This window comes from Phytobacter palmae, assembly GCF_039409775.1.
Lineage (GTDB): Bacteria > Pseudomonadota > Gammaproteobacteria > Enterobacterales > Enterobacteriaceae > Phytobacter > Phytobacter palmae.
In genome coordinates, this window is record NZ_JBCIVJ010000002.1 from 127,365 (window position 1) to 143,647 (window position 16,283).

Annotated in this window: 17 protein-coding genes; 8 read left to right on the top strand and 9 right to left on the bottom strand. The window is 54.2% G+C overall.

The genetic code is table 11. From position 1 onward, the window contains the following. Positions 1-18: 18 nt before the first annotated feature. From ftsX to ftsY, 3 genes are read right to left on the bottom strand one after another with little or no spacing between them, the layout of a single operon-like run. Positions 19-1,077: a permease-like cell division protein FtsX gene (gene ftsX, locus AAIG39_RS03275; protein ID WP_090083911.1), complete on the bottom strand. Its 1,059-nt coding sequence runs from the start codon at positions 1,075-1,077 to the stop codon at positions 19-21. After that, positions 1,070-1,738, bottom strand: a complete 669-nt coding sequence (ftsE, locus tag AAIG39_RS03280) for a cell division ATP-binding protein FtsE (protein ID WP_090083910.1) — start codon at positions 1,736-1,738, stop codon at positions 1,070-1,072. Before ftsE ends, ftsX begins: the two co-directional genes overlap by 8 nt. A gap of 2 nt (positions 1,739-1,740) precedes the next feature. Next, positions 1,741-3,120 (bottom strand): signal recognition particle-docking protein FtsY, encoded by a 1,380-nt coding sequence (ftsY, locus tag AAIG39_RS03285; protein ID WP_343193178.1) that lies wholly within the window; start codon positions 3,118-3,120, stop codon positions 1,741-1,743. A gap of 190 nt (positions 3,121-3,310) precedes the next feature. Here ftsY and rsmD point away from each other — a divergent pair, with 190 nt between their 5' ends. From rsmD to zntA, 4 genes are all read left to right on the top strand, one after another. Next, positions 3,311-3,913 (top strand): 16S rRNA (guanine(966)-N(2))-methyltransferase, encoded by a 603-nt coding sequence (rsmD, locus tag AAIG39_RS03290; RefSeq protein WP_343193179.1) that lies wholly within the window; start codon positions 3,311-3,313, stop codon positions 3,911-3,913. Next, complete coding sequence (locus AAIG39_RS03295; RefSeq protein WP_090083906.1) at positions 3,897-4,172, top strand: DUF1145 family protein; 276 nt, start codon at positions 3,897-3,899, stop codon at positions 4,170-4,172. The genes rsmD and AAIG39_RS03295 overlap by 17 nt, the downstream gene beginning before the upstream one ends. A 125-nt stretch (positions 4,173-4,297) precedes the next feature. After that, positions 4,298-4,924 carry a lysoplasmalogenase gene (locus AAIG39_RS03300; protein ID WP_343193180.1) on the top strand — a complete coding sequence of 209 codons (627 nt, stop codon included), beginning with the start codon at positions 4,298-4,300 and terminating at the stop codon, positions 4,922-4,924. A gap of 75 nt (positions 4,925-4,999) precedes the next feature. Next, positions 5,000-7,201, top strand: coding sequence for a Zn(II)/Cd(II)/Pb(II) translocating P-type ATPase ZntA (gene zntA / locus AAIG39_RS03305; RefSeq protein ID WP_343193181.1), 2,202 nt, complete (start codon positions 5,000-5,002; stop codon positions 7,199-7,201). A gap of 242 nt (positions 7,202-7,443) precedes the next feature. On the opposite strand, the gene AAIG39_RS03310 is transcribed toward zntA, so the two are convergent. From AAIG39_RS03310 to tusA, 4 genes are all read right to left on the bottom strand, one after another. Then, the gene (locus AAIG39_RS03310) at positions 7,444-8,730 is read right to left on the bottom strand and encodes a TRAP transporter large permease (protein WP_090083901.1); all 1,287 of its coding nucleotides are present in this window, start codon (positions 8,728-8,730) and stop codon (positions 7,444-7,446) included. Between the two features lie 10 nt (positions 8,731-8,740). Then, complete coding sequence (locus AAIG39_RS03315) at positions 8,741-9,250, bottom strand: TRAP transporter small permease (protein WP_343193182.1); 510 nt, start codon at positions 9,248-9,250, stop codon at positions 8,741-8,743. A 23-nt stretch (positions 9,251-9,273) separates the two neighbouring features. Further along, on the bottom strand, positions 9,274-10,257 hold the full coding sequence (locus tag AAIG39_RS03320) for a TRAP transporter substrate-binding protein (protein ID WP_090083897.1): 984 nt from the start codon (positions 10,255-10,257) through the stop codon (positions 9,274-9,276). A gap of 187 nt (positions 10,258-10,444) precedes the next feature. Beyond that, the gene (tusA, locus tag AAIG39_RS03325; protein ID WP_090084089.1) at positions 10,445-10,690 is read right to left on the bottom strand and encodes a sulfurtransferase TusA; all 246 of its coding nucleotides are present in this window, start codon (positions 10,688-10,690) and stop codon (positions 10,445-10,447) included. Positions 10,691-10,997: 307 nt separating this feature from the next. Between tusA and AAIG39_RS03330 the strand changes: the two genes are divergently transcribed. Then, the gene (locus tag AAIG39_RS03330; RefSeq protein WP_090083895.1) at positions 10,998-11,663 is read left to right on the top strand and encodes a 7-cyano-7-deazaguanine/7-aminomethyl-7-deazaguanine transporter; all 666 of its coding nucleotides are present in this window, start codon (positions 10,998-11,000) and stop codon (positions 11,661-11,663) included. A gap of 73 nt (positions 11,664-11,736) precedes the next feature. After that, positions 11,737-12,297: a DcrB family lipoprotein gene (locus AAIG39_RS03335; protein ID WP_041851322.1), complete on the top strand. Its 561-nt coding sequence runs from the start codon at positions 11,737-11,739 to the stop codon at positions 12,295-12,297. Here AAIG39_RS03335 and AAIG39_RS03340 read toward each other — a convergent pair whose 3' ends face one another. Next, complete coding sequence (locus AAIG39_RS03340) at positions 12,298-13,500, bottom strand: MFS transporter (protein ID WP_090083893.1); 1,203 nt, start codon at positions 13,498-13,500, stop codon at positions 12,298-12,300. Positions 13,501-13,644: 144 nt separating this feature from the next. On the opposite strand from AAIG39_RS03340, the gene AAIG39_RS03345 reads away from it, so the two are divergent. Further along, positions 13,645-14,694 carry an AI-2E family transporter gene (locus AAIG39_RS03345; RefSeq protein WP_090083892.1) on the top strand — a complete coding sequence of 350 codons (1,050 nt, stop codon included), beginning with the start codon at positions 13,645-13,647 and terminating at the stop codon, positions 14,692-14,694. 6 nt (positions 14,695-14,700) lie between these two features. Here AAIG39_RS03345 and AAIG39_RS03350 read toward each other — a convergent pair whose 3' ends face one another. Then, on the bottom strand, positions 14,701-15,207 hold the full coding sequence (locus AAIG39_RS03350) for a phenolic acid decarboxylase (RefSeq protein ID WP_090083890.1): 507 nt from the start codon (positions 15,205-15,207) through the stop codon (positions 14,701-14,703). 99 nt (positions 15,208-15,306) lie between these two features. Between AAIG39_RS03350 and AAIG39_RS03355 the strand changes: the two genes are divergently transcribed. Next, entirely contained in the window at positions 15,307-16,167 is an 861-nt protein-coding gene (locus tag AAIG39_RS03355) for a LysR family transcriptional regulator (RefSeq protein WP_343193183.1), read from the top strand. Positions 16,168-16,283 lie beyond the last annotated feature (116 nt).

The window sequence follows — 16,283 nt, forward strand, 5'->3', positions numbered from 1 at the left end:
GAGTATATCAGACTTTTTTTACTGCGGAGTAAAGTGACGTAAATGTTGCACAGTTGCAAGCCAGGCAGCGACCCAGCCAATCATTGAGCACACCAGCAGCAACAGCAGACATTCATCAAACGACAGGCCGTCCAGATCGAACTTCGTTCCGAATACCTGCGCCACTTCGCTCACCGCAGAGGAGAGTCGCAGCACCAGAATCTCAGAAAGAATCAGAGATAAAAACGCGCCACTAAACCCCAACAGCGCCCCGCCATACAGGAAAGGACGCAGAATAAATCCGTCCGTTGCGCCAATCAATTTTTGTACGTTAATCGTGTCGCGTCGGGCAAAGATGCTCAGACGGACACTGTTGCCGATAACGAGGAACACCGCCGCGACCATCAGTACGCCAATCATTGCCGATACCCGGCCAACCAGCCCGGTTAGCGCCGCAAGGCGGGCAAACCAGCTGTCGTCCATCCGCACTTCATCAATACCGTGCAGTTTCGAAATACGATCGCGCAGGGTTTTTAGCGATTCTGTGCTCTGGAAATCGAGTTTGGGAATCACCACCGCCACCGCAGGCAGCGGGTTCTCTTCAAGCATATCCAGCGCACCGCCAAAACCAGACCAGTTGCGGAATTCACCGAGCGCATCCTCACGGGAAAGGTAGTTTACCTTCTCCACCCCCTGCTCAGCCTGGAGCTGACCCACCACCTGTGCCGCTGCGTCGTCATCCAGCGCCTTATCGAAATAGACCGTAATTTGCGGGGATGGATAATACTGCGAAGCTGCCTGGTTAACATTTTTGTACACCATATAGCAGACACTTGGCAGCGTCAGGGAAATGGCAATCACCATTACCGTCAGGAACGTGGCAAAAGGTTTGCTTTTCAGGTCCTGTAACGCACCGTGGAAGGCATAACGCACCTGTTCGTTAAAGACGTTGGTCTTACGCGAACTGACTTTCGGCGCACCTTTACCACGTCGCGGCGCGTTACGGCCTGCATCACCGGCACCGCTTGCCGATTTACGAAAACGGTCAAGTTTGCTGCCAAATTGCCGCATTTGATTCAATGCATCACGCTTATTCACCCGCCAGGCCTCCATGCAAATGGCCATCGCTTAAAGTCAGCATGCGGTACGAACGCCGGGAAATCAGCCCCAGATCGTGCGTCGCCATCAACACAGTGACCCCAACACGATTGAACTCCTCAAACAGACGTAAAATCCCTTCTGAAAGGGCCTCGTCCAGGTTACCGGTCGGTTCGTCCGCCAGCAGCACCGCAGGTTTGTTCACTACCGCGCGGGCAATACCCACGCGCTGTTGTTCACCACCGGAAAGCTGAATCGGAAAACTCTTCGCTTTGTCGAGCAGACCCACCTTATCCAGCGCCGCAGAAACACGACGACGGATGTCATCACCGCTGGCCCCGGCAATGATCAACGGAATAGCCACGTTGTCATAGACCGTCCTGTCCATCAGCAAATGGTGATCCTGGAAAATCATGCCGATCTGCCGACGCAGAAAGGGCACTTCACGGTTTTTCAGGCGCGTAATGTCGTGCCCGCCAAACACAATTTTCCCGGCGCTTGGCCGCTCAATGCCACAGATAAGCTTGAGCAGGGTACTTTTCCCTGCGCCGGAGTGGCCGGTCAGAAAGGCCATCTCGCCCGGTTGCAGATGGAATGTCACCCCCTGCAACGCTTGTCTCCCACCGAGATAGGCTTTGCTGACGTGTTCAAAGCGAATCATTGTTAATCCTCTCGGGCAAAAAGTGCCTCTATAAAATCGCCCGCGTTAAACGGACGTAGATCCTCAATTCGTTCGCCGACCCCAATGTAGCGGATAGGAATACCAAACTGGTCCGCTACCGAGAAAATCACACCGCCCTTCGCCGTACCGTCCAGCTTGGTGAGGGTGATACCTGTCAGGCCAACGGCTTCATGGAACAGTTTGGCCTGGCTTACTGCATTCTGCCCGGTGCTGGCATCAATGGTCAGCATCACTTCATGCGGTGCGTCTTCGTCCAGCTTTTTCATCACACGAACGATTTTTTTCAACTCTTCCATCAGGTGCGCTTTATTCTGCAAGCGCCCGGCGGTGTCGGCGATGAGCACATCCACATGACGCGCTTTTGCGGCCTGGATGGCATCGAAAATCACCGAGGCTGAGTCGGCCCCCGTATGCTGGGCGATAACCGGAATATTGTTACGCTCCCCCCACACCTGCAACTGCTCGACAGCCGCAGCACGGAAGGTATCCCCGGCCGCCAGCATCACCGATTTGCCCTGTTGTTCAAACTGACGCGCCAGTTTACCAATGGTGGTCGTTTTACCCACCCCGTTGACGCCAACCATCAGAATAACAAACGGTGTTTTGCCTTCAACATTCAGCGGTTCATCAACTTTGGCAAGGATGTCACCCATCTCTTCTTTGAGCAAACCATACAGTGCCTCGGCATCACGCAGTTGTTTGCGCGACGCGCCCTCCGTCAGACTCGTAATAATTTTACGCGTGGTTTCCACACCGACGTCGGCAATCAGTAACTGCTCTTCCAGTTCTTCGAAGAGATCATCGTCGATTTTTTTACCACGGAACAGACTGATAAATCCGGAACCGAGATTCTCTTTCGTTTTCAGCAGGCTGCGTTTGAGGCGTGCAAAGAAACCCTCTTTAGTCGGTTTCTCCTGTTCAATAACGGCCTCATCAGCAATCTCCTGGTCTGGCTCTTCGGCTTCGTCAAGCGGCACCACCACCAGCGCTTCCTCGGCGGCCTCGGCAGCCAGCGCCTGAGCTTCCAGCTCTTCATCGCTGATCGCTGCGTCTTCGTCGACCGGCTCTTGCTCCGGTTGCCACTCTTGCGCGGCACTTTCCGGTTCGCTCACCTCTTCGGGAAGCGGCAGTTCTTCGCGCGCAACGATCTCAGGCTGTGTAACCTCTTCTACTGGCTGCGGCTTTTCGCTTTCAACCAGCTTTTCAGTAACCTCAACGACCTCTTCTGCAAAGGTTTCGCTCTCTTCCTGAGTATGCGGCGGCTGCGTTTCGGCTGCCTGCTCCGCTTCTTTTTCTTTTACCTGATCTTTTTGCCCAAAGCCCAGCCAGGAAAAAAAGCCACGTTTCTTCTCATCTGCCATTTGCGACTACACTCCTCGCGGTTTATTCATGGCGCAGCCCGTACTGGCGCAACAGGGCTGAAAATTAGGGTTAATTAGAGAGATAGTCTATCACTTTCCTTAACTCGCATCACCGCCTGCGGATTAAGGTTTCGCGCCGCGCCGGGCATCGCTAGAATAGCAGGCCGAAATGATGAGCTAAGCGATAACCATGAAGAAACCCAATCGGGCCGCCACCGGCCAGATACGTATTATTGGTGGGCAATGGCGGGGACGCAAACTCCCGGTGCCGGATAGCCCTGGCCTGCGCCCGACAACTGACCGCGTGCGCGAAACCCTGTTTAACTGGCTGGCGCCGTCCATGGTCGACGCGCGTTGTCTCGACTGCTTCGCCGGAAGCGGCGCGCTGGGCTTAGAGGCCTTGTCGCGCTACGCCGCCAGTGCCACGCTACTTGAAATGGAACGCGGCGTCGCACATCAGTTACAGCAAAACCTTGCAACATTAAAAGCCGCCAACGGCAAAGTGATCACCGGGAACACACTGGCGTATCTCGCCCAAACCGGTACCCCGCACGATATTGTGTTTGTCGACCCGCCGTTTCGCAAAGGGATGCTCGAAGAGACATTAACCCTGCTGGAAAACAACGGTTGGCTGGCAAATGGCGCACTAATCTATGTTGAAAGCGAAGTAGAAAATGGCCTGCCACCGGTCCCGGCAAGCTGGAGTTTGCACCGGGAGAAAGTCGCGGGACAGGTTGCCTATCGCTTATATCAGCGTGAATCACAAGGAGAGGAAGATGAGCATACTGATTAATCTGGGACGACTATTAATGCTCTTTATCTGGGCTTTTTTACTGCTGAATCTGTTTTCCCCGTTTCCTAAACCGCTCAATATTTTCGTCAACGTGGCGCTGTTTTTCACCATCTTTATGCACGCCATACAGGCGACGATGATGAAAAAAACGCTGCCGAAAGATGGCCCGCAAATGACGCGGTTCGAAGAGTTTCGCATCTTTGTTTTTGGCGTTTTTGAGCTGCTGATCTGGCTGAAAAAGCTGAAAGCGAAAAAATAAAAGGCACCATTTTAAGATTCCCCTGTCTTCCGTAACATTGTCATTCACCAGTTACGACCACTAAACTCATAAATAGAGCCGTGGGCATGGTGCTCGCGATACAATAACGGATTCAGGGACTTAATATGCTTTGGTCATTTATTGCTGTCTGTTTTTCCGCCTGGCTGTATGTGGATGCTTCCTATCGTGGGCCTGTCTGGCAGCGTTGGGTCTTCAAACCTGTCACGCTGCTGCTATTACTCTTACTGGCCTGGCAAGCCCCGATGTTTGATGCCATCAGCTACCTTGTACTCGCCGGGTTGTGCGCCTCGTTGATTGGCGATGCGCTAACCTTACTGCCGCGCCAGCAACTGCTTTACGCCATTGGCGCTTTCTTCCTTGCCCATCTGCTTTACACCATCTATTTCGCAACACGGATGTCGCTCTCCTTCTTCTGGCCGCTGCCGGTTGTGCTGCTGGTTGTTGGCGCCCTGCTGATTGCGGTGATTTGGTCACGTCTGGAAGAGCTGCGTTTACCCGTTTGTACATTTATCGCCATGACGCTGGTGATGGTCTGGCTGGCGGGTGAACTGTGGTTTTTCCGTCCTACCAGTCCGGCACTCTCTGCGTTTGTTGGGGCGGCGCTGCTGCTGATAAGCAACGTTATCTGGCTGGGTAGCCACTATCGTCGCCGCTTTCGTGCCGATAACGCGATCTCCGCTGCCTGCTACTTTGCCGGGCACTTCCTGATCGTCCGTTCGTTGTACATTTAAAACGCTTGACTCTGGAGTCGACTCCAGAGTGTATCCTCCGGTTAATGAGAAAATTATCATTCACCGGAGGATGCCATGACACCCCTCGATAATAAAAAGCCCCCGCAGTTTGCGGCTATGAAACTTCGCCCATTGCCGGAGAAAACTGCGTCATGTGCATGCGATATCCCCTGTGAAACGCCCGCCTCGCCTGTCGAAAGTGTCAGCGGCGAACGTTACAGCTGGCTGGTGACGGGAATGGACTGCGCAGCCTGCGCCCGTAAGGTTGAAAATGCCGTTCGCCAGATAGCCGGGGTCAATCAGGTCCAGGTCGCCTTCGCTACCGAAAAACTTACGGTCATTGCCGATAACGATATTCGCCGGCAGGTGGAAAAAGCCGTTCAGCAGGCCGGGTACGCTGTCCATGATGAAAATGCCCCCGGGGCGTCCGCCCCGTCGCGCTGGCAGGAGAATATGCCGCTTCTGGTACTGATGGTGCTGATGGGTGTCAGCTGGCTGCTGGAGCAATTTAACCATCCGCTGGGCCAGACGGCTTTTATCGTGACCACGCTGGTGGGGCTCTATCCCATTGCGCGTCAGGCACTGCGCCTGATGCGTAGCGGTAGCTGGTTTGCTATCGAAACATTGATGAGCGTTGCAGCCATCGGTGCGCTGTTTATCGGTGCGACGGCAGAAGCCGCCATGGTGCTGCTGCTGTTCCTGGTGGGTGAGCGGCTTGAAGGCTGGGCAGCCAGCCGCGCCAGAAAAGGGGTGAGCGCGCTGATGGCGCTAAAACCCGACACCGCCACACGCATCCACGAGGGCGAGCGGCAAACCATTAGCGCACAGGAACTGCGCCCCGGCGATGTTATTGAAGTCCCGGCAGGTGGGCGTTTACCGGCGGATGGCAAGCTTTTGACGTCGTTCGCCAGCTTTGATGAGAGCGCATTGACTGGTGAATCCCTGCCCGTCGAGCACAGCAAGGGCGACAGTATTCCTGCGGGGGCAACCAGCGTTGACAGACTGGTGACGCTGGAAGTGGTTTCCCGCCCCGGCGAGAGCGCCATTGACCGTATCCTCAAACTGATAGAAGAAGCCGAGGAGCGCCGCGCGCCCATTGAACGCTTTATTGATCGCTTTAGCCGAATTTACACCCCGGTGATTATGGTCATCGCCCTGCTGGTCGCTGTGTTGCCGCCGTTACTGTTCTCAGCAAGCTGGCTGGCATGGATCTACAAAGGGCTGACGTTGCTGTTGATTGGTTGCCCGTGCGCACTGGTTATCTCAACACCTGCCGCCATCACATCAGGCCTGGCAGCGGCGGCACGTCGTGGCGCGCTGATTAAAGGCGGCGCGGCGCTGGAACAGCTCGGCCGCATTCAGCATGTGGCGTTTGATAAAACCGGCACACTGACCATCGGTAAACCTCAGGTTGTCGGCGTATATCCACTGGCCGGGAGTAACGATGAGACCCTGCTGACATTGAGCGCTGCCGTAGAGCAGGGTTCGACCCACCCGCTGGCGCAGGCTATTGTGCAGGAAGCACTGGCGCGCAAACTGGCGCCGCCTCCGGCTACTGAACAACGCACGCTGACGGGGAAAGGTATTGAAGCCCGGGTTGAGGGCGAGCACATCCGCCTGAGTGCCCCGGATAAACTGCCGCCAGAGGTGCTGGATGCCACGCTGCTGGCTGATATCAATGCCCGCGAAAGCCAGGGGGAAACGGTGATCGTCGCTCTGCGTGATGGCGTTGTTATTGGTTACCTGTCGCTGCGCGATACCCTGCGAGAAGATGCGCGGGAAGCCATAGCCGCACTCCGTAACCTGGGCGTGGAAGGTGTGATGTTGACCGGCGATAACCCGCGTGCCGCTGCCGCCATTGCCGGAGAGTTGCAGATGGACTTCCGCGCCGGTCTCTTGCCAGAAGACAAGGTGAGCGCAGTGACTATGCTGAACAAAGATGCTCCGCTGGCGATGATTGGCGACGGTATCAACGATGCCCCGGCGATGAAAGCCGCGACGATAGGCATTGCGATGGGCAGCGGGACGGACGTGGCGCTGGAAACCGCCGATGCAGCGTTAACCCATAACCGGCTGAGTGGGCTGGCGCAGATGATTCACCTTGCCCGCGCCACGCAGGCCAACATCCGGCAGAACATCGCTATCGCTCTGGGGCTGAAAGCGATTTTCCTGGTGACAACACTGCTCGGGATAACGGGCCTGTGGCTGGCGGTACTGGCAGATACCGGCGCCACGGTGCTGGTAACCGCCAACGCGCTTCGTTTATTACGCAGATAAAAAACCCGGATGTCACTTCGCAAGTCCGGGCTACATTTTTAAAAATGCACGATAGCGCTCTCCCCGGAGGGGAGAGCGCGAGGGTAAGGAGAATATGCGGCTCAGGAGGTGGCCCCCTTTCACCTTTTGTTCATGGCGAAATGGAACCTCCGAATATATGAACGGGTCAGCGTGACTAAACGTTCACCGCATCTACGGTCAAAGAGTCGCCCGGGTAAGGCCTTGCCGCACCCGGGACGTTCTCATTGCATTCCCAGCATCCCTGGCAGCCAGAGAGAAATCGCCGGAATATAGGTCACCATTCCCAGCACAACCAACAGCATCGCGTAAAACGGCAGCATCGCCTTCACCACCGTTTCAATCTTCTGCTTACTCACCGCACTGGCGACGAACAATACCGATCCCACCGGCGGGGTAATTAAGCCGATCCCGAGATTAACCATCATGATCATGCCAAAATGAACCGGATCGATACCCAGTGCATTCGTAACCGGTAACAGCACTGGCGTCAGGATCAAGATGATCGGCGCCATATCCATCAAGGTGCCAATCAGCAGCAGCATGACATTCAGGTACATCAAAATGACGTACTTGTTATCCGACAGCGAAGTAAAGAATTCGGTGATACGCACCGGAAGCTGCATATAGGTCATCACCGCGCCGAAAGCGGCGGCAAAACCAATTAAAATCATCACAATGGTTACGGTCTTAACCGTGCGACACATTAATTTTGGCAGCTCATTCCATTTGTAATCACGGTAAATGAACATGGTGACGAAGAAGGCCCACAGGCAGGCAACAGCGGCAGATTCAGTGGCGGTAAAAATCCCGGAGAGAATGCCGCCGAGAATAATCACGACCGTCATCAGCCCCCATAGCGCATCAACGAACATCCGGATCGCCTGCTTAAACGGAATCCGCTCCCCTTTCGGGTAACCGCGTTTGTGGGCAAAACCCAGACACAAAATCATCAGGCACAAACCCAACAGTAAGCCCGGCAGGACACCTGCGATAAACAGCGTCGCAATAGATACCGTGCCCCCTGCCGCCAGCGAGTAAATGACCGAGTTATGGCTGGGCGGGATCAAAATCGCCTGTACCGAGCCGCTGGCTGTCACCGCCGCCGCGTATTCGCGCGGATATCCTTTCTTTTCCATTTCCGGGATCATCACGCTGCCGATTGACGCCGTATCGGCGACCGACGAGCCAGAAATCGCGCCAAAAAAGGTCGATGCGACAATGTTCACCAGCGACAGCCCGCCGCGGATAAAGCCAACAAACAAGTAGGCGAAGTTGACCAGCCGCCGGGCTATCCCCCCTTCCGCCATGATCGCCCCCGCCAGAATAAAAAACGGAATTGCCAGCAGCGTGAATTTGTTCACCCCGCTGGTTATCTGGATCATCAGCGCCTCCAAAGGCAGATCAATCCACAGCGCCCCGGCTACTGCGCTCAAACCAACCGCAAAAGCGACCGGCATCCCCAGCGCCAGCAAAATGGCGAGGGTGAACAACAAGACAAATGCATCCATTTTTCACCCCTTACCCATGATTACCAATCAGCACGACCGGGCGGTTCTCCTGCGAACCGAACAACAATCGTTCAAGCACAAACAGGATCAGAATGGCCGATCCTACCGGCAACGGCAGATAACTTTCGCCTGAGGTCAGTAAAGGAAATTCCGCGACAGGTTGTTCCCACAGTTCCACGCACAGCCAGTAGCTGTACCAGCACATTATCAGAGAGATGAGCAGCATCAGCAGATCGACAAGCCGCGCGCATACGGTCTTTAGCATGTCAGGCAGACGATCCGTGAGCATATTGACCGCAATGTGGGAACCGGCGCGGTAACCCACCGCCGCGCCAATGAAGGTAAAAGTGACCATGCAGATGATGGCAATGGGCTCCGGCCATGACTCTCCGCGATTCAATACGTAACGCGAGAAAATGCCAATCGGAATGACGATCGTCATCACCAGTAATGATATTCCGGCTACCGTCATGGCAAGCAGGTACAGACGATCCATCCACTTTAAGTAGAGTTCTGACATAGGTTCTCCGCAGAAAGTGGGGGTTATTTGACGTCAGCGATAGCTTTCATCAGATCCTGGTGCTTGTCGCCATACTGGGCTCGCACCGGCTCTGTCGCTTTAATAAACACCGATTTATCGATGTCATGAAATTGCACGCCGCCTGCTTTCATTTTATCCAGCGCCTGCTGGGTATAGGCTTCCCAAAGCTTGCGCTGTTCAAACTGGGCTTCACGTGCCAGGGCGAGGATTTTTTTCTGATCATCCGCACTGAGTTTGTCCCATTTCACTTTCGAGTAGAGCAGCATTTCGGGGGTAATAAAGTGGCCGCTGAGGGTATAGTTTTTGGCGACCGGCATATAGTTATGGGCAATAAACGTCGGCGGATTGTTTTCCGCGCCATCAATTACGCCCGTTTGCATGCCGCTGTACACCTCACTCACCCCCATCGCCACCGAGTTAGCCCCCATCTGCTTTAACGTCGCCAGTGCGACGGGGCTGCCCTGAACGCGAATTTTCATTCCGTTCAAATCCTCAGGCTTCACAACCGGTTTTTTAGTGATGAGATTGCGCGTACCAGAGTCCATCCAGCCAAGAAATACCAGCCTCGATTTTGGATTGGCGGTCAGCTTATCGCCGATCTCTTTACCGATATCGCCATCAATGACTTTATGCATATGGTCTTCATCACGAAACACATACGGCAGGGTGAACACCTCAATATCCGGGAGAATGGCGGCAACGGGTGCCATTGAGACGCGAATCATATCGATTGCGCCCATTTGCGCCTGCTCGATCATCTGTTTTTCATCGCCCAGGACGCCGCCAGGAAAGACTTTAATCTCCAGCTTACCGTCTGTTTGTTGTTTGAGTTTTTCCCCCATATTCTGCACAGCAACAATATTGGGATAGCCTTCCGGATGCACATCGGCAGCTTTAATCGTCTGTGCGTTAACAGCGGATACAGATAACAGTGACACGGTGGACAGGCACAACGCGGCCAGCAACGGCTTGAAAGTCGTTTTCATCGGGTCTTCTCCAGGGCAGTGAAAGGTAAATGTTAAAACAATGTTTTATTTTTACGCTTAAAAACTAGACTACCGCTGAAAAAGGGAGGGTGAAGCGCCTCACAAAAAGCGCTAAAAAATGAAACAACGGTTTAGAATGGTGGCAAGGATCGCAAACGGCGTAAAAACGCGGCCTGTCATGGGGGAGTTATTGTCCTTTACGCACCAGATAGCGATACGGCAGCGATTGTGTTTCATGGGCCACCAGTTCATGTTCCATAAAACGGCAGAAACCTGGAATGTCGCGGGTGGTCGCCGGATCGTCGGCAATCACCAGCAGGGTTTCACCCGGCTGCATGTTGCGTACGGTTTTGCGCACCATCATCACCGGCTCAGGGCAACGCAGGCCCAGCGCATCAAGAGTATGGTCGGCGGTAATAAACAGGTCGGTCATTTTCATCTCACACGGGGGAAAAACGGCATTAGTTTACGCTGCCCATTTTATGACGCAAGCCAGGTTAACGATTGCGTTAAAAATAACCATTGCATCGCCAAAATGTTGCAGTATCATTCTGCGGCTTTGCACAGTATCAACACGCATTATTGGCGCAGCCCGTTTGTTTGAGGCCAGCACGCCGGCATCGTTACGTACACGGAGTACGTGAAGATGACCAGTGCTTCCCGATATGAAAAGGGCAACGAAGATAAGGCGTTACATGTTTATTGGGTTCCCTCACCCCAAACACTAAAAAGGTCACAATATGACGCAGTTTTCGCAAACTCAGCGCATGAAAGCGCTGTTCTGGCTATCCCTTTTTCACCTGCTGGTGATCACCTCCAGCAACTATCTGGTACAGCTACCGGTCAGTATTTTCGGCTTCCACACCACCTGGGGCGCATTCAGTTTCCCGTTTATTTTCCTTGCGACAGATTTGACCGTGCGTATTTTTGGCGCGCCGCTCGCCCGACGGATTATTTTCGCCGTGATGGTGCCTGCGCTGGTTATCTCCTACGGCATATCTTCACTGTTTTATATGGGAAGCTGGCAGGGCTTTGAAGCATTGACCCATTTCAACCTGTTCGTTGCCCGTATCGCCACCGCCAGCTTTATGGCTTACGCGTTGGGGCAGATCCTTGACGTGCATGTGTTTAACCGCCTGCGTCAGAACAAACGCTGGTGGATGGCACCTGCGGCCTCCACGGTGTTCGGTAACGCCAGCGACACCCTCGCCTTTTTCTTCATCGCCTTCTGGCACAGCCCGGACCCGTTTATGGCTGAACACTGGATGGAAATCGCGCTGGTGGATTACGCCTTTAAGGTCATTATCAGCATCGCCTTCTTCCTGCCGATGTATGGCGTGTTGTTGAATATGCTGTTGAAAAGACTGGCAGACAAATCTGAAATATCAGCGTTACAGGCCAGTTAAGAGTACGCGTTGCCAGTTGTGGTAAGATGGCCCGCATGAGCCGTTATGGCTGTTTATCGAAAGGAAGAAGTCAATGCGCAATCTGGTTAAATATGTCGGTATTGGCCTGCTGGTGATGGGTCTGGCGGCCTGCGACAACAGCGACAGCAAAAAAACGCCCGCACAAGGGGCTTCCGCAGAAAGCAACGCGACCGGGCAACCGGTGACGCTGCTTGATGGCAAACTCAGCTTCTCGCTGCCCGCAGACATGACCGACCAAAGCGGCAAACTGGGTACGCAGTCTAATAATATGCACGTTTACTCTGACTCAACCGGTCAGAAAGCGGTGATTGTAATTGTGGGCGACGACACTCAGGAAGGGCTGGATACGCTGGCAAAACGCCTGGAAGACCAGCAGCGCAACCGCGACCCGCAGCTGCAGGTCGTGACCAACAAGTCTATCGAACTGAAAGGCCAGAAGATGCAGCAGCTCGACAGCATCATCTCCGCCAAAGGTCAAACGGCCTGGTCTACCGTGGTGCTGGGTAAAGTGGACAACAAACTGCTGACGTTGCAGGTAACGCTGCCGGCCGATAACCAGCAGCAGGCGCAGACCGCAGCGGAAAACATTGTTAACACCCTGGTCATCAAGTAATCAGGAAACGGCCTCCAGCGGAGGCCGTTTTTTTAGCCGCCACGTCAGCAATAAAGCCCCCGCCACCAGCACCGCCGTCAGCAGATAAACCATCGATACCCCTGACCATGCCATCAACAGCCCGGCAAGCGGCCCGGTTATCCCCAGCGACAGATCCATAAACACCGTATATGTGCCCAACGCCGCGCCCTGATTGTGCTGCGGCACGGCTTTGACCGCCACCACCCCCAGCGCCGGGAAGACCAGAGAGAAACCGGCCCCGGTCAGGAAAACCCCTATTTTCGCCACCAGCGGGGCATCGGCGATCCCCACCAGAATAAGGCCGACCACTTCCACAGCAAGGCTTATCATCGCCACATTCAGGCCACCCAGGCGGTTAATACTGTTCGGGAAAACCAGCCGTGAGCCTACAAACGCCAGGCTAAACAGCGTCAGGGCGAAGGCGGCGCCATCCCACCCTTTAGCGTCATAAAAGAAGGTAATAAAGGTGGCAATAACGCCAAATCCGGCCGTACCCAGCGCCAGCCCCATCCCATAGATCCAGACAAACCCGAGCACCGCACGAAACGGCAGTGGCTTACCTTTGCTGGCTTTTACCGCCGCACGCGGCAACGCACAGGCAATGGCAACAAACGCCACCGCCATAATGAAGCCACCCAGGCCACTCAGTCCGGCGTAGTTGTAGCAAATGACGCCAAGCGGTGCCCCCAGCGCCATTGCGCCATAGGTTGCAATACCGTTCCAGGAAATAACGCGGGCAATATGCAGTGAACCGACCACCCCTACGCCCCATAGCATCGACCCGGTCCCGGCAAAACTTTGCCCGATACCGAGAATGATGCGCCCTGTACAGAGCAGCACCAGGCTCACCAGCGGCGAGGCGCTTTGCAGATCCGCCAGCAGGTAACTCAACCCGCAAATGAACGCGCCACAGAGGCCAAACACCACCACCTTTTTCGGACCGAGCATATCGGCGTAGCGTCCGGCATGTGGACGACTCATAAGGGTGGCGAAGTATTGCAGGCTGATAACCAGCCCTGCCCAGAAGGCGCTATACCCCAGCGTTTCATGGACATAGCCTGGCAAAACCGCCAGTGGCAAACCTATCGTGAGGTAACTTGCGAAGTTGAAGATAACGACGGAGAGAATCCGCAGATTAAGACGTAATCCGCTTAGCGCCGGTTCAGCGGCTTGTTCGGGCATGGGGTTCACCAGATTTTCACAACGATGTTTCACTATTACCACGTCATGGACTGGAAATCAGCATGCAGTTTAAGAATATCTGCCTCGGGCGAAGCGCCCGCCAGTGGCTACACTTATCGGGCGGTATAGAAAAAGGAATTGCCCATGACACAGCCCCAACCCGATCGTGCGGGTTTACATATTCTTCTCAAACTGGCCTCACTGGTCATTATTCTGGCCGGTATTCATGCCGCCGCCGATATCATTGTTCAATTATTACTGGCGCTCTTTTTCGCCATCGTGCTTAACCCGCTGGTGACCTGGTTTCTTCGCCGGGGTGTGAAACGACCTGTCGCCATCGCTATTGTGGTACTGGTGATGCTGATCTTCCTGACCGCGCTGGTTGGTGTGCTGGCCGCCTCAGTGAATGAATTCATGACGATGCTGCCGAAATACAATCGGGAGTTCACGCGTAAATTTCTCCAGATTCAGGATGCGCTCCCCTTTCTGCACCTGCATATATCGCCAGAACGAATGCTGCAACGAATGGATTCTGAGCGGGTGATGAGTTTTGCCACGACGATGATGACGCAACTGTCTAACGCGATGGCGAGTATCGTTTTACTGGTAATGACCACGGTATTCATGCTCTTCGAAGTGCGTCACGTGCCCTATAAAATGCGTTTCGCCCTGAATAATCCACAGATTCATATCGCCGGTTTACACCGCGCGCTTAAGGGCGTCTCTCACTATCTGGCGCTAAAAACGCTGCTCAGTCTGTGGACGGGAGTGATCGTCTGGGCGGGGCTGGCCATTATGGACATTCAGTTTGCGCTCATGTGGGGGGTACTGGCATTTCTGCTTAATTACGTGCCGAATATCGGATCGGTGCTTTCTGCGATCCCACCGATGATTCAGGCTTTGCTCTTTAATGGCCCATATGAGTGGCTTCTGGTCGGCGCCCTGTTTCTCATCGTGCATATGGTTATTGGCAATATTCTGGAGCCACGCATGATGGGTCACAGACTCGGTATGTCGACACTGGTGGTTTTTCTTTCGCTACTGATTTGGGGCTGGTTGCTCGGTCCGGTGGGGATGCTACTTTCTGTGCCACTTACCAGCGTCTGTAAAATATGGATGGAAACCACCACTGGCGGAAGCAAACTGGCCATTATGCTTGGCCCGGGCAGGCCGAAAAATCGCCTGCCCGGCTAGCCTGCGTTAGCGCAGGTTGTTCGGGAAATCCGCCGGAAGTTCACTGGCTGCGCAGGCGATGACGCTGTCATTGTCTGCGCCACAGTCGCGCACAAATGTAATAGTCGCAAATTCATCAATCACTTCGGTCGGATAGGCCGGCCCTGCCTCACGATAGGATTCCATCAGCGGAATATGATCGTTCTGGAAACAGACGGTTTTTTCCGGATTGTTGATCACCCAACGTGGGAAGAAGATCGTGCCATGAAACAGGCGATCGCCGAGGTTTACGATCAAACTCACGTCAGTGCCTGTCGGCTCGGTCCAGGAGATTTTATAAATGCTCTCGCCAACACGTACAATGTAAGCCTGCTGATTTTTCACCCAACGATTCGCCACGATACCGCTATGAATACGGTAGTCCAGGGTAGTCTCGTTTTTGACATAAATCTCGTAGTTCCAGCCGTTATCGTAGGTATAAACCAGATGTTTGCCGACAAAACCGCTCAGATCATGTTTATCAAAGCTGCTCATAATTGTGCTCCTCTTAGTTGATAAGAAGATCGTACCGCTTCAAAAAATGAATGAATAACGCTATGTTTGAATTAAATTCATTCATTTTTTAGATGATTTATGCATAAAACCACCCTTGAACAATGGTCGCTACTGCAAAAGGTAGTAGAGCTGGGCAGTTTTGCGAAGGCCGCCGAAGAGACTCACCGTAGCCAGTCATCCGTCAGCTACAACCTGGCGCTATTACAGGAGCGTCTGGGTGTGGCATTGCTGATACAGGAAGGCCGCCGTGCGGTACTTACTCCTGCTGGCGAGCTGTTGCTTAATCAGGTTAAACCGTTACTTAAAGCGTTCGACTACGTTGAAACCCGGGCGGTCACACTACGCAACGGGCAACGGACCCGGCTCGACCTGGTCGTCGACAGCATCTTTCCCCGCTCACGGTTGTTTGCCATTTTGCGCCAGTTTCAGCAGCGCTATCCGCAAACGCAGGTGCATCTGACCGAAGTGCTTGAAAACGCCTCTGTGGAGCGCCCCGCCCACGCCGAAGCCGATGTGCTGGTGCTGACCCGTCGCCAGGACATGACCGGGCGCGGTGAATGGCTGATGAATATTGATTTTGTCGCTGTCGCCCACCGGGACCATCCCCTTTGCGCCGAAACCACGATTACTGAGGATATTCTCGCCGCCTGGCCACTGATTCGTATAGCAGACCGTGAAAATCGCCTTCCCCTGGAGAGCGGCGAGTCATGGACTTTTTCTACCATCGATGCTGCCGTAGAAGCAGTGCAATATCAGGTGGGCTACGGCTGGCTGCCCGAGGAGCGCATCCAGTCTCTGCTCTCCAGCGGGGTGCTGAAAATCCTGCCGCTCAGCCACGGTTCGCGTCGCGCCACGCCGCTGCATTTGATTGTCAAAAAAGATCTGATGCCGCCCGATGAGCAGGTAGACACGCTGCTGCAACTGTTTAAGGGGCTGTAGTTAAAGATAGGGAGTTTACTGTCGGCGGAAGGGTTCCGCTGACCAGTCCCCTTCGCTCGTTTCACGATTTCCACACTTTTATCATGCCTTTTTTGATCCCGCGCACCGCATTCGTA

What these genes read in the sequence shown, in the direction of transcription:
- AAIG39_RS03350 (WP_090083890.1), bottom strand. Translation starts at nt 15,207, where the DNA reads ATGAGCAGCTTTGATAAACATGATCTGAGCGGTTTTGTCGGCAAACAT.
- AAIG39_RS03310 (WP_090083901.1), bottom strand. Translation starts at nt 8,730, where the DNA reads ATGGATGCATTTGTCTTGTTGTTCACCCTCGCCATTTTGCTGGCGCTG.
- AAIG39_RS03340 (WP_090083893.1), bottom strand. Translation starts at nt 13,500, where the DNA reads ATGCCCGAACAAGCCGCTGAACCGGCGCTAAGCGGATTACGTCTTAAT.
- AAIG39_RS03320 (WP_090083897.1), bottom strand. Translation starts at nt 10,257, where the DNA reads ATGAAAACGACTTTCAAGCCGTTGCTGGCCGCGTTGTGCCTGTCCACC.
- AAIG39_RS03295 (WP_090083906.1), top strand. Translation starts at nt 3,897, where the DNA reads ATGAGCATACTGATTAATCTGGGACGACTATTAATGCTCTTTATCTGG.
- AAIG39_RS03315 (WP_343193182.1), bottom strand. Translation starts at nt 9,250, where the DNA reads ATGTCAGAACTCTACTTAAAGTGGATGGATCGTCTGTACCTGCTTGCC.
- AAIG39_RS03300 (WP_343193180.1), top strand. Translation starts at nt 4,298, where the DNA reads ATGCTTTGGTCATTTATTGCTGTCTGTTTTTCCGCCTGGCTGTATGTG.
- AAIG39_RS03345 (WP_090083892.1), top strand. Translation starts at nt 13,645, where the DNA reads ATGACACAGCCCCAACCCGATCGTGCGGGTTTACATATTCTTCTCAAA.
- AAIG39_RS03330 (WP_090083895.1), top strand. Translation starts at nt 10,998, where the DNA reads ATGACGCAGTTTTCGCAAACTCAGCGCATGAAAGCGCTGTTCTGGCTA.
- tusA (WP_090084089.1), bottom strand. Translation starts at nt 10,690, where the DNA reads ATGACCGACCTGTTTATTACCGCCGACCATACTCTTGATGCGCTGGGC.
- AAIG39_RS03335 (WP_041851322.1), top strand. Translation starts at nt 11,737, where the DNA reads ATGCGCAATCTGGTTAAATATGTCGGTATTGGCCTGCTGGTGATGGGT.
- rsmD (WP_343193179.1), top strand. Translation starts at nt 3,311, where the DNA reads ATGAAGAAACCCAATCGGGCCGCCACCGGCCAGATACGTATTATTGGT.
- zntA (WP_343193181.1), top strand. Translation starts at nt 5,000, where the DNA reads ATGACACCCCTCGATAATAAAAAGCCCCCGCAGTTTGCGGCTATGAAA.
- ftsY (WP_343193178.1), bottom strand. Translation starts at nt 3,120, where the DNA reads ATGGCAGATGAGAAGAAACGTGGCTTTTTTTCCTGGCTGGGCTTTGGG.
- ftsE (WP_090083910.1), bottom strand. Translation starts at nt 1,738, where the DNA reads ATGATTCGCTTTGAACACGTCAGCAAAGCCTATCTCGGTGGGAGACAA.
- AAIG39_RS03355 (WP_343193183.1), top strand. Translation starts at nt 15,307, where the DNA reads ATGCATAAAACCACCCTTGAACAATGGTCGCTACTGCAAAAGGTAGTA.